8 protein-coding genes are annotated in these 10,724 nt (G+C 61.2%); 4 read left to right on the top strand and 4 right to left on the bottom strand.

All coding sequences use genetic code 11. The features are described 5' to 3' along the window. Window positions 1–323 precede the first annotated feature (323 nt). Window positions 324–1,205 (top strand): class I SAM-dependent methyltransferase, encoded by an 882-nt coding sequence (locus AUC69_RS03485; RefSeq protein ID WP_069440929.1) that lies wholly within the window; start codon window positions 324–326, stop codon window positions 1,203–1,205. 35 nt (window positions 1,206–1,240) lie between these two features. Here AUC69_RS03485 and AUC69_RS03480 read toward each other — a convergent pair whose 3' ends face one another. Beyond that, complete coding sequence (locus tag AUC69_RS03480) at window positions 1,241–2,356, bottom strand: acyltransferase family protein (RefSeq protein WP_083239048.1); 1,116 nt, start codon at window positions 2,354–2,356, stop codon at window positions 1,241–1,243. 355 nt (window positions 2,357–2,711) lie between these two features. Here AUC69_RS03480 and AUC69_RS03475 point away from each other — a divergent pair, with 355 nt between their 5' ends. Continuing rightward, a complete protein-coding gene (locus AUC69_RS03475) occupies window positions 2,712–4,064 on the top strand; it encodes an exopolysaccharide biosynthesis polyprenyl glycosylphosphotransferase (RefSeq protein WP_158008000.1) in 1,353 nt (450 codons plus the stop codon). 34 nt (window positions 4,065–4,098) lie between these two features. After that, the gene (locus AUC69_RS03470; RefSeq protein ID WP_244500074.1) at window positions 4,099–4,836 is read left to right on the top strand and encodes a class I SAM-dependent methyltransferase; all 738 of its coding nucleotides are present in this window, start codon (window positions 4,099–4,101) and stop codon (window positions 4,834–4,836) included. Between the two features lie 18 nt (window positions 4,837–4,854). Here the strand turns inward: AUC69_RS03470 and AUC69_RS03465 are convergent, their stop codons facing one another. The 3 genes from AUC69_RS03465 to AUC69_RS03455 all read right to left on the bottom strand — a co-directional run bounded on the left by AUC69_RS03465 (window position 4,855) and on the right by AUC69_RS03455 (window position 9,220). Further along, window positions 4,855–6,063 carry a GNAT family N-acetyltransferase gene (locus AUC69_RS03465; RefSeq protein ID WP_069440927.1) on the bottom strand — a complete coding sequence of 403 codons (1,209 nt, stop codon included), beginning with the start codon at window positions 6,061–6,063 and terminating at the stop codon, window positions 4,855–4,857. An 8-nt stretch (window positions 6,064–6,071) separates the two neighbouring features. Beyond that, a complete protein-coding gene (locus tag AUC69_RS03460) occupies window positions 6,072–6,698 on the bottom strand; it encodes a cupin-like domain-containing protein (protein WP_244500073.1) in 627 nt (208 codons plus the stop codon). Between the two features lie 350 nt (window positions 6,699–7,048). Continuing rightward, the gene (locus AUC69_RS03455) at window positions 7,049–9,220 is read right to left on the bottom strand and encodes a GumC family protein (RefSeq protein ID WP_158007999.1); all 2,172 of its coding nucleotides are present in this window, start codon (window positions 9,218–9,220) and stop codon (window positions 7,049–7,051) included. Window positions 9,221–9,407: 187 nt separating this feature from the next. On the opposite strand from AUC69_RS03455, the gene AUC69_RS03450 reads away from it, so the two are divergent. Then, window positions 9,408–10,721 carry a nucleotide sugar dehydrogenase gene (locus AUC69_RS03450; protein ID WP_069440925.1) on the top strand — a complete coding sequence of 438 codons (1,314 nt, stop codon included), beginning with the start codon at window positions 9,408–9,410 and terminating at the stop codon, window positions 10,719–10,721. Window positions 10,722–10,724 lie beyond the last annotated feature (3 nt).

Raw genomic sequence — 10,724 nt, 5'->3', positions numbered from 1 at the left:
GCGCTCCTCGCACTCGCAACCATCCTCGCCCGCGAACTCATCTCCGGGACGCCCCGAATGCCCGTGTCCCAAAACGACCCACGCGAACGCTTCCACCGTCAGTCTGGGACACACCCGGGGGAGCGGTTTCCACCTGTCTCGGAGCCTCCGGTGCGGCGCGCCGGCTGACTCCAAATCCAGCCCCGAGTTTGGGACGTTTTGGACGCGGGGTACCGTTAAACGCAAATCGACTTCGGCCGCCGCGTAGGCATGTGCCTTGCAATTGCTCCCGAGGGTGCGTCCGCACGGTGTGGACGCCGACGGATCAGTCATCGGGGCGTACGATGCTCAACTATTATCTTGCTAGCGTGATTTTCCGTGGCCTTTCGGCGCATCCAAGCCTGCGGGCAGCCTATCGAGCCGTCGGCAACAAACGAACGGCACGACCAATTACCCTGGGCTACACGCGTTGGGTCTGGGAACAAGCGGCCAAGGCTCACTGCCTGGCGCCCGGCAAGCGAATTCTCGAGCTTGGCACTGGCTGGACCCATGCCAATAGTCTTTACATCGGTCTTCTAGGGTCCGCCGCCATCGACACTTTCGATGTCGTGGACAACCGGTCGCTGGCCTCCCTGCAACACCAGGTCCCCCTCGTGCTCGATTTGATCGAGAGCAGTGCGGATCATTCCGCGAGCGAGAAGCGCGAGGCTAGAAGGAGAACGACGGAGATCCTGCAGGCCTCCACGATGGAGAGCGTCTACGAGACACTCAACATGCGCTACCAGGTTGATTCAGAGGGCGAGCCGCGCTTTCCCGATTCAAGCTTTGACTTCATCTTCTCGATGGATGTCCTTGAGCATGTTCGCCGCGAACAGTTTCAAGGTTCAGCGAAGCGTTGGAAATCGCTTCTCAAGCCAGGCGGTGTCTTTGCCTCGCAAGTGGGACTAGACGACCATCTGTCCCATCTCGACCACAGCAAACATGCAAAGCACTACCTTCAGCATTCAAAGCGCATGGGTCGCTATCTGGTCGAGTGTGATCTGAAATATATCAATCGTCTTTCAGCATCCGAAATTCTGGCCATGCTTCGACGTGCCGGGTTCGCCATCGAGTTTGCCGAGCGGGAGCTCTGCGATATGGCCGAGGTCGTCGTTCATCCGGATTACGCCCATCAACCGGCTGACGATCTGGCCGCTGCCCGGCTCGCATTCGTCGCGCAGGCCTGAGCCAAGCGCCGGGACTTCCAGCCACTCCGTTCTTGCTAGGGAGCGATGTTGCTCCCTGCCGTCGCCCTGGCTGCGATCACGTTCGGCAGCCGGCGAGACTGGGGTTGGCGTATGCGTTCGAGCATGGGGCGCTCCAGCAAGAGATAGGACGCCACGCCAGCCAAAGCTCCGCCCAAGAGGGCGATAGCAAGGAATGTCAGGACCGGGCCTAGGCCGTCGGTCGGGAGCATGAGCCGGCCCCAGCCGAAGCGCAGAAGGGCGATCGGGAAGAGGTGGGCGAGATAGATCGAGTAGGATGCGTCTCCCAGCAATAGGAACGGCTGCATCTTTGGAACGTACCGGGAGGCCTCGATAGAAAGGGCGCCCGCAACGATTAGTGCCGCGGGAACGCCGAAGATTAGCGCCCGCGGGCTTTCCAGATGATATCCGCCGATGCACAGTCCGATGGCGCCGGCGGCGATCAAAATCCCCCCGCCGATTACGCCGACGCGGTCCACAGCTCCCTTGAGAAACGCTTGCGCGAGCATCATGCCGAAGACGAACTCGAGAATGATGTCGTTGCTGTAGAATTCTCCCGCCGCGTTACCCTCAAAGCTGACAAACAGGCCAACCAGAGGCAACACCAGAAGCATCGCGACGGTGATGGGAACGCGGCGCGTCGTCGAGGCGACCATGGCGATGGCGAACATCGCGTAGAAGAACATCTCGTAGTTCAGCGTCCAGCCAAGCAGGATAAGCGGACTCAGCGAACCGGATGGGCTCCAATGAGGAATGAAAAGCAGCGATTGAATGAAGTGCGGAACCGTAAAGACGCTCGTTTTGAATAGCTGCGGCAGAATCAGAATCAGGCCCGCAGTCGCGAACGTGTAGAGCCAGTAGAGCGGCACGATGCGGATAATCCGCAACTTGAAAAAGTGCAACGCTGAGCTGCCGGGCTTCGCCGTTACGTAAACCATGATGAAGCCGCTAATGACGAAGAACAAGTCGACGCCGGACTGCGTGATGTCCGGCATTCGGTCCTTGAGCCAAGGCAGCTGATCCCAGCCGTGCGTGAACACGATCATCATCGCAGCTATGGCGCGCAGATATTGCAGCGAATTGAGCTGCCGGACCTTTAGTGCCGGGGCGGGTTCGGTATTGGGAGGTGACATCGAGCTGAGCGATTGTTGAAGGGCCGGCCCTCACCGTCTCAAGTTCCGTGCCACCAGACAGACCTGGCCGGCAGCCGGAAATTTACAAACGGTTAACCTTGATGTCGGGGCGGCAATGGCACCAGGGGCGTCGCTCACGCGCCCAGGCAAAATTAACCATCGTCATGGGGCGGCATGCTGTTTGCAATTTGCCTCCTAGGATGCGGTGCGTTTGCCCAGGGTTTGGGGGAAGCCCCGGCGAAAGAGTCGAGTGCGGTCAAGAATGGTAGAAATAACCCAAATTGCCCCAGGTCCGGTTGGTTCCTCGCGGCACATGCCTCTCATTTTGGGGCGAACACTTGCCCTATTTTGGCCCATGGCCGATGGGCTGGTCGTCGTCAGCCTTTCCGTCTTGGCCGGTATCGCCTACCACTTCGTAGCGTATGACGGTCCGGGCCATATTCTCGACTATGCCAAGGTCGGCGCGGCGGTCGCATTGTTCCGCTGGATCCTGCAGCATCCCGTCTCGACCATTTCCAGTCGGCCCAAGAACTCCTTGCGCTACCAGTTCTATCTTTGGAACGCGGCGTTTCTCTGCCTGTTAGCGTTTGCCTTCCTAGGCAAAATCTCCGGCACATACTCCCGCGGCACCATTCTGCTCTTCTACCTCTCGGGACTTCCGTTCCTGATCCTATGGCAGGAAGCGTGGAAGCGCTTTGTGCGCCAAGGTCTCTATTCGGGGCGGCTTGCCGTCCGCCACGGGCTCTTGCTTGGGACCATGGCGAAGGTCGATGAGTTCCGGCGGAAGTACAGCCCCGGGCGTTCCGGCATGATCATCAGCGATACAGTCATTCTGCCCGAGGAGGCACTGGAGGAGACGCCTGAGAGCGAGTCCATCCTCAACGAGGCGTTGAGAAAAACGATTGAGCTGGTGCGCCAGTCGCATCTCGACGATGTGGTGGTGCTTCTGCCGTGGTCGGCGACACATGCGGTCAATGCCTGCGCCGACCGGCTGATGAATAGCCCGGTCTCAGTCCAGCTCGGGCCGGAGGCGATTTTCGACCGGTTTAGCCAAGTCCATCTGTCGCGACTTGGGCCGGCCACGATGCTCAACCTCATCCGTCCGCCGCTGACGCGGCTCGAAGTCGTTTCTAAGCGGATCTTCGATTTTTGCGGTGCGCTCGCCCTGCTTGTGGCGATCTCGCCGCTGCTTGTGGCGATCGCCGTTCTGATCAAGCTCGATTCCGCCGGGCCGGTTCTCTTTAGGCAATGGCGTCATGGGTTCAATCAACGGCAGTTCCGGATCTTCAAATTCCGCACCATGACCGTCGCCGAGGATGGCGATGTCGTTGTCCAGGCGGTCAAGGACGATCCGCGTGTGACGAGCATTGGCCGCTATCTGCGCCGCTGGAATCTCGACGAGCTGCCGCAGCTCGTCAACGTGCTCCTGGGTCACATGTCCTTGGTGGGGCCGCGGCCGCATGCGCTGACCCACGACCGCGAATATGAGCGCCAGATCGCGTTCTATGCGCGGCGTCACAATATCAAGCCGGGCATCACGGGCTGGGCCCAAGTCAATGGCTTCCGCGGGATCACCGATACGGAAGAGAAGATGCGGGCGCGCGTCGAGCACGACCTCTACTACATCGACAACTGGTCGATCCCGCTCGACGTCTACATCCTCGCGCTCACCGTCCTGTCGCCCAAGTCGTTCCGCAACGCCCACTGACGGACCCATGTCCGCTCACAATCGAGGGATCGCTATGACGATGCAGAGTCTCCACACCGCTTCGGTGACCGGCGTCACGCCGAGCATCTATACCGACGGTACCTATCTTCAGAGCACGGGGTCCTGGCATCAGCAGGACTCACCGTGGAAGGCCGCGCACGTTAAATCCATGCTGGAGCGCAACGGGCTCGAGCCGGAAACAATCTGCGAGATTGGCTGTGGCGCGGGCGAGATCTTGAACTGGCTGTCGCGAGGGCTTCCCGGCAACGCGAAACTTACAGGTTACGAAATCTCGCCTCAGGCCTATGCTCTTTGCCAGGCTCGGGCGCGCGACGGGCTGACCTTCCGTCTCGGCGATCTCCTTGACGAGGACAACGACCCTTACGATGTGGTTATGGCGATCGATGTGTTCGAGCATGTCGAGGACTATCTCGGCTTCCTTCGGCGCCTAAAGACCAAGGGCCGCTTCAAGATCTTCCATATCCCGCTGGATCTCTCGCTGCAGTCGCTTCTGCGGGTCTCGCCGATCCTCAAGCTGCGCCGCGAGGTGGGCCATCTCCATTACTTCACCAAGGAGACGGCGCTGAAGACTCTGGAGCATGCGGGCTACGAGGTGGTCGACCACGCCTTCACGGCGACTGCGGTCGAACTGCCGAACCGAGGCTGGAAAGCCAATCTGATGAAATTGCCGCGGCGCCTTCTGCATGCTGTCAGCCCAGACTGGGCGGCGCGGCTGTTCGGCGGCTATTCGCTGATGGTGCTTGCCAAATAGGGCAATTGTGAACGCCGGTCAGCTCGCCGCGTGATAGCGGCGATAGCGGTCCTTAACCGATTGCGGCACCAAGGAAACCCCACACGCCTTGAGCCCTCGCTTGACCGCGGCCTTCGTCAAGTCGCGTGCTGCCTTCATGCGGCCGCGCCAGCTCCGCGCGGCGACGAAGTCGAGCAGGGGGCTCGGCGTGACGCCGAAGCCTGACTTGTAGGGATAGTCACCGAGCGAAAAGTCAAAGTGACGGCAGCCTGTGGCATGCAGTGCGTGCATTGTGCGCTCGATGACGAGACGGCCGGGTCCGATCTTCATCCAATCCCCGCCGGCGTGACTGAGACGCACCATGGCGAAGCTCTTGCCGTTGGTGACGCCGAGGAGCGCCGCGACAATAGCGCCATCGCAGGTCAGCGTGGTGAGGACGGTGCTGCCGGAACTCAGACCTTCAGAGGCAAGCCCGTCATAGAAGGCGTGATAAGCGTCTTCCTCCAGAACGTAAGCGTATCCCATCTCGTCGAGCCGGGCGCGCTGCTGTGCGTTCATGACGGCGAGCACGCTGTGCGCCTCGCTCACGGTGTCGATCCGGTTGAACGCTGTGGCACCTTCTTTCTCGAATAGCCGAAGTGAACGGCCGAGCTCCTTACGAAACTTCTTGCCCAGGGTTTGGAGATAGCCGTCCCATTCATCCGGAAGGCGCACCGAGAACCCGGGACTGTGCGACGGAGACACGCCGCGCAAGAGAACCAGGGGATTGGGGTGGCCATCGATGGTCGCCGGCATCTTTCTGAGCTGGACGAGATCGGCTTTCGGCAGGGCTTTGACGATCCGCTCCCAAAGCGCGCGGAAGTCCTCTGGCGAGGCCGGTGCGGCCGGCCCAAGGATCGGGGCGTTGTAATCGGTCACGCCGAGATCGGCGAAGTCAATGACGTCAAGCCCATCAGACCGATGCCGAACGAGCGGCAAGGTCATCACTGCCTGACCCGTTGCGTGTTCCGTTACGAAGACAAGAAGAGGCTCGGCCTCTCGTTTGATGCCCACTGTCGCGTACCAGGCGGAGATCCACTCCGGCGTTTGGAAGGGCGTGGCAAACCCATCACGATAGACGGCCGCGAGGCGGGCGCGCATAGCGTCCGTCTCGGCGACGATCTCGATATCGTAGACCGGCTGCGCAACGGTAGAGTGAGCCGCCGCAGGCGCTACCGCGACGTCGTCGAGAGCCTGGCTGTTCAGCATGGGTTCGACTAGCCGGCGTTCTGGGGGGTATCGATCAGCGCGCCTGGGCGAGCAGGATCGAGGCGGAAAGTGATGGGTCTTGACGCCGTGCGCCCCTTGCTCAAGAGACCGGCGCGCTTCACGCCGGCCTGGAGCGCCGCCTTAGCCCAGAAGCCCGGGCCGGTAATAGCGTCACTCCTGGGCGTGATGCCGAGCTTCGAGCGCAGAACTGCGTTGCCGCAGTTCATCATCACCGTGCGGCGAATCGGATCGGTCCAATACTCGGTGGTCAGCGAGACGTTCAGGCAGTCGTGATTGTCGACGCGATGCGGCGAATGGAGCGGCCAATGCATCATCTCGCCGGGCTGAAGATCGGCGACGACAGCGTAGTCGTCATACCAGGGCGCGTACTCCATGTTGACCTCGACGCCGGAGAGAATGATGCCTTCGATCTTCTCAGGTGTCAGGAAGGGCGCGACGGGCGGATACACGTAGACGCGCTTCACGCCGCGGATCTGCCACAGCGACTGCCCGGGCAGGTCGGCGTGGTAGTAGACTTGCGCGTTCGGCGAGGAGATGAGAATGCCGGCGTTGCGGGCGATAACCGGTGGCATGCCGGAAATGGCGCGGAATTCGTCGAGGATCCGATCAAGCATTTCGGCATAGCGTTTGTCGGCTTGATGCACGCTGCGCAGGTTGAGCACATGCGGCCTGCGGCAATAGCCTCGATGACTTGCGTGCCGGAAAGCCCGCTGATGTCGCCCTCGCGCCAAAGCCGCTTACCGTTCCGCTCACCCACATGAACGATACTGTAGCTCGAGCGCGGATAGGTCTCGATCAGCTCGGCCAGCGTCTCGTTGGAGAACAGTGGGGAGTTGTGCAGCTGGTGATTGAGCTTGATGGGCTGATTTCCCCATAGGCTCTTGTGCTTTTCATCCCAAGCGAGAATGGCGTCACTCATGTCTTCCTACCTCTTGTCTAGACGAAATTCTACTGTCGCCGCGCCCTATCGAGTGGTCTCGCCGTTGGCCATGGTCAAAACGGCGGCACAGCGCCGGCCGTTCGCCATTTGCAGCAAGTCCGCTGCGGCAAGGGCCGCCGTGTCTTGCGACGTTGCCGAAGCCTTGGAGAGAAATAGGATTGCCTGCGACGCGGTGATCAGCGCGGCGGCATTGCGTTCCACGCGCAGCAAGCCCGCATCGATCAAGGTGAGATCGTAGTTCGCCGCGATCTGGCTCAACTCATCGGCTAGGGCGTTGCCGTTGGACCACCCCGTCAGCGGCAGCTGCTCGGCGGTCAACGACAGGAAGGAGAGGCCGAGCCGGTTGTCGGTGATAACACGGTCAGACAACGCGGGTCCGGAATCACCTTCACCGAGAACGCTGGTAAGCGACGGGTCAGCGGAATTGGCGTCGATCAGCAGCGTGCGCATGCCGGACGATGCTGCGGTAACGGCGAGGCTCAAAGCGAGCGCGCTTTTGCCTTCGCCGGCTTCGGACGACGTGAGCATAATGGCGCGGGGCCGTCCGCCAGTGTCGAAATCCACGAGGCAGGACAGCAGGCGCACAACGGCGGTCCGGAACTCTGAACGCGGCCCACCCTCCAAGATCTCGACGACCATGTCGTAGAAGCTCGCGCGCTTCGCGGGCCGACCCAACAGCTCGGCAATGAGGCCGCGCTTGGCGTGTAACGTCGGAATCGAGACCAGTGACTTCAGGCCAGTGGAGGCGCGCAGTTCGGCGCCGGAGTGGATGCGCCGGTCGAGATGCTCGGCCGCCAACGCCAGCGAGCCGCCGAGGCCGCAGCCGAACACGAGCGCCAACGCCAAGATCAGCTTTTTCTTCGGCCAGCTCGGGTTGTCGGGGATGGCAGCCGGAGAGATGATGCGCGCGTCGGGAGTGGAGATACCCTGCGCTTCATTCATCTCCTTGACGCGCGACAGGAAGCTCTCATAGACGGCCCGGGTCGTCTCCGACTCTCGAGTCAGTTCGCGGAGCTTGATGCGAGCACTATCATTGCTGTTCGACTCTTCGCGCGAGGCGGCGAGCGCAGCCTCGGCTTCTGCCAAACGGCGCTTTGACATTTCGTATTCGAGATCGATCGCCTGAGAGATGCGCGCGACTTCGGCGTGGATCAGCTGGCGCAGTCGTTCGACTTCAGAATGTGCTTGCTGCATCTGCGGGTGAGAGGGCAGCAGACCGGCACTGAGAATAGCCTCGCGCCGTGCGGCTATGGCGTATTGCTCTCGCAAGCGTGCAACGGTCTCCGAGCCGATGGCGTCGCCGATCATCTCGGGCTCGACACCTTGCGTCAGCATGCGCTTGATCTGCTTGGCCTTGATCTCGTTTTGTGCGACGTCGGCCCTGACAGAAGCCAACTGGTCGTTGAGGACCTTGAGCTGCTTTGTGTCGATGAGCTCGCCTTCGGCCTCCTGCAAATTGTGCTTGGCCCGAAACTGCTGGACTTGGCTTTCGGCCTTGAGTAGCCGGTCGCGCAGAGCCGCAAGCTGGCCATCCATCAGAGCGCTGACGTGCTGGGTGGTCTCGATCTTCTCTTCCGATTGATCCGCCAAATAGGAATGTGCGATCGCCTGTGCGATGCGTGCCGCCATTATCGGATCTATAGAAGTGACGGCGATGTCGATGACATAGGTTTGGTCGTCGCGTTCGACCTTGACGTGCTTGCTCAGCGCAATCAGCGCCCGCTCGTCGGGGCTGTCCCCCGCCTTCGAAGCAGGACCACCAAAGAGACTAGCGATGACACTGGATAGAATGCTTGGCTCGCGTGCGCCAAACTCAGGGTCCGTCGCCAGATGCAATTCCTTGACGACGGGCCGCAGCACGGCATCCGACGTGATCAGCTTCACTTGGCTGTCGACCAGCGCGAAATTCTCACCGACCGTCGTGCCGAGGCCGGAAGGGACAACCTCGGTTCCGACCGTATTCTTTTTGCGCGGGTCGACCAGGATCTTCGTGGACGCCGTATAAACAGGGGTCGTCAGAAAGGCGTAACCTCCGGCAAGGGCCATCACCACCACGACAGTCACGACTATGAGCATCATCCTGCGACGCAGGATGCGGATGAGTCCCACGAGATCGAGCATCGGCTCGTCGTGGCGGGCCGGCCCAATCGGAGCAAAGCTCCGCTCGACTAGGGCGCCGGCCGTGCTCGGCGTCATTCGTGCTCGCGCGTCTTGAACCATGGTTACCGCCCTCTTAATGCGCGGACCGATCCCGCTAGGCGTGACGAAGACTGCAAAGCACATGCCATGGACGCGAGCGCATGCCTGGCGCGTGTGCCAGTCCTAGCTGGCACAGCTCTTGCCAGTTTGGTCCCGAAGTCAGGACCTCACGGGAAAGAGCAAAATGAGAATTAGTGTGTTTGGACTGGGCTATGTCGGTGCGGTCTCCGCCGCCTGTTTTGCCCGCAATGGCCATGAGATCGTCGGCGTCGATACCAACGCCTCGAAAGTGCAGAGCTTCAATGCTGGGCTGGCTCCGGTGGTGGAACCGGGCCTCGACGAACTGATGGCCGACGGGGTCCGTAAAGGCCGTATTCGCGCCACGTCAAACGTTAACGAAGCCGTTAACCACACCGACCTCTCGATCGTCTGCGTGGGCACGCCGAGCCGTCCCAACGGCAGCCTCAATCTCGATGCGGTCGAGACAGTATCGTCCCAAATTGGCACAAGCCTCGCTGATAAGGAGGACGGCCATCTCATTATGCTGCGATCCACAGTGCTCCCAGGAACAGTGCGGGACATCGTGCTGCCCGCCCTGGAGAAATCCTCGGGCAAGCGCGCCGGCAAGCACTTTTCCGTGGTGCACAACCCGGAGTTCCTGCGCGAGAGCAGCGCCATCAAGGATTTCGACAATCCTCCCGTAACGGTCATCGGTGCCGGTGAGGAAGAAGCTGGCCGTCGCGCCTCGGCTCTCTATGACGGCATCGACGCCCCGCTCGTGGTGACCTCCATCGAGACGAGCGAGATGGTCAAATACACGGCCAACATCTGGCATGCGCTGAAGGTCTGCTTCGGCAATGAGGTCGGCAACGTCTGCAAGGCGATTGGCATCGACGGCCATGAGGTCATGGATCTGTTCTGCCGTGACACCAAACTCAACATCTCGCCGGCCTATCTGAAGCCCGGCTTCGCCTTCGGCGGCTCTTGCCTGCCCAAGGACACCCGAGCGATCGCCCATCTCGCCAAGACCCTCGATCTCGACATCCCGGTGATCTCCTCGATCCTGCCGAGCAACGTGGTGCAGATCGAGCGCGCCGCGCAGCGCATCATGGCTTTGGGCCGCCGCCGGGTCGCCGTGCTCGGCTTCAGCTTCAAGGCCGGTACCGACGACTTGCGCGAAAGCCCGCAGATCGAGCTGATCGAGCGGCTGATCGGCAAGGGTTACGATCTTCGCCTCTATGATCGGAGCGTCAATCTCGCGGCGCTGACCGGCGCCAACCGCGATTACATCCGCAACGTCATCCCGCACATCAACTCGATCATGGTCGAGAGCCTCGACGAGGCGCTGGCCCATGGCGAGGTCGTAATTATCGGCAACAACGCGGCGGAGTTCGCCGATGTGCCGTCGCGGCTCAAGGAGGACCAGACGCTGATCGATCTGGTTCGTATCGGCAACACCGACCGTCTCGGCGACCGCTATGACGGCATCAACTGGTAAGGC

The sequence above is a fragment of the Methyloceanibacter superfactus genome, assembly GCF_001723305.1.
Taxonomy (GTDB): Bacteria; Pseudomonadota; Alphaproteobacteria; order Rhizobiales; family Methyloligellaceae; genus Methyloceanibacter; species Methyloceanibacter superfactus.
This window is presented reverse-complemented; position numbering and strand designations above follow the sequence as displayed.

Bases quoted from the DNA above. Each gene is read 5' to 3' on its own strand.
- AUC69_RS03465 (WP_069440927.1), bottom strand. From the start codon at position 6,063: ATGCTGAACAGCCAGGCTCTCGACGACGTCGCGGTAGCGCCTGCGGCG.
- AUC69_RS03470 (WP_244500074.1), top strand. From the start codon at position 4,099: ATGACGATGCAGAGTCTCCACACCGCTTCGGTGACCGGCGTCACGCCG.
- AUC69_RS03480 (WP_083239048.1), bottom strand. From the start codon at position 2,356: ATGTCACCTCCCAATACCGAACCCGCCCCGGCACTAAAGGTCCGGCAG.
- AUC69_RS03485 (WP_069440929.1), top strand. From the start codon at position 324: ATGCTCAACTATTATCTTGCTAGCGTGATTTTCCGTGGCCTTTCGGCG.
- AUC69_RS03455 (WP_158007999.1), bottom strand. From the start codon at position 9,220: ATGACGCCGAGCACGGCCGGCGCCCTAGTCGAGCGGAGCTTTGCTCCG.
- AUC69_RS03450 (WP_069440925.1), top strand. From the start codon at position 9,408: ATGAGAATTAGTGTGTTTGGACTGGGCTATGTCGGTGCGGTCTCCGCC.
- AUC69_RS03460 (WP_244500073.1), bottom strand. From the start codon at position 6,698: ATGCTTGATCGGATCCTCGACGAATTCCGCGCCATTTCCGGCATGCCA.
- AUC69_RS03475 (WP_158008000.1), top strand. From the start codon at position 2,712: ATGGCCGATGGGCTGGTCGTCGTCAGCCTTTCCGTCTTGGCCGGTATC.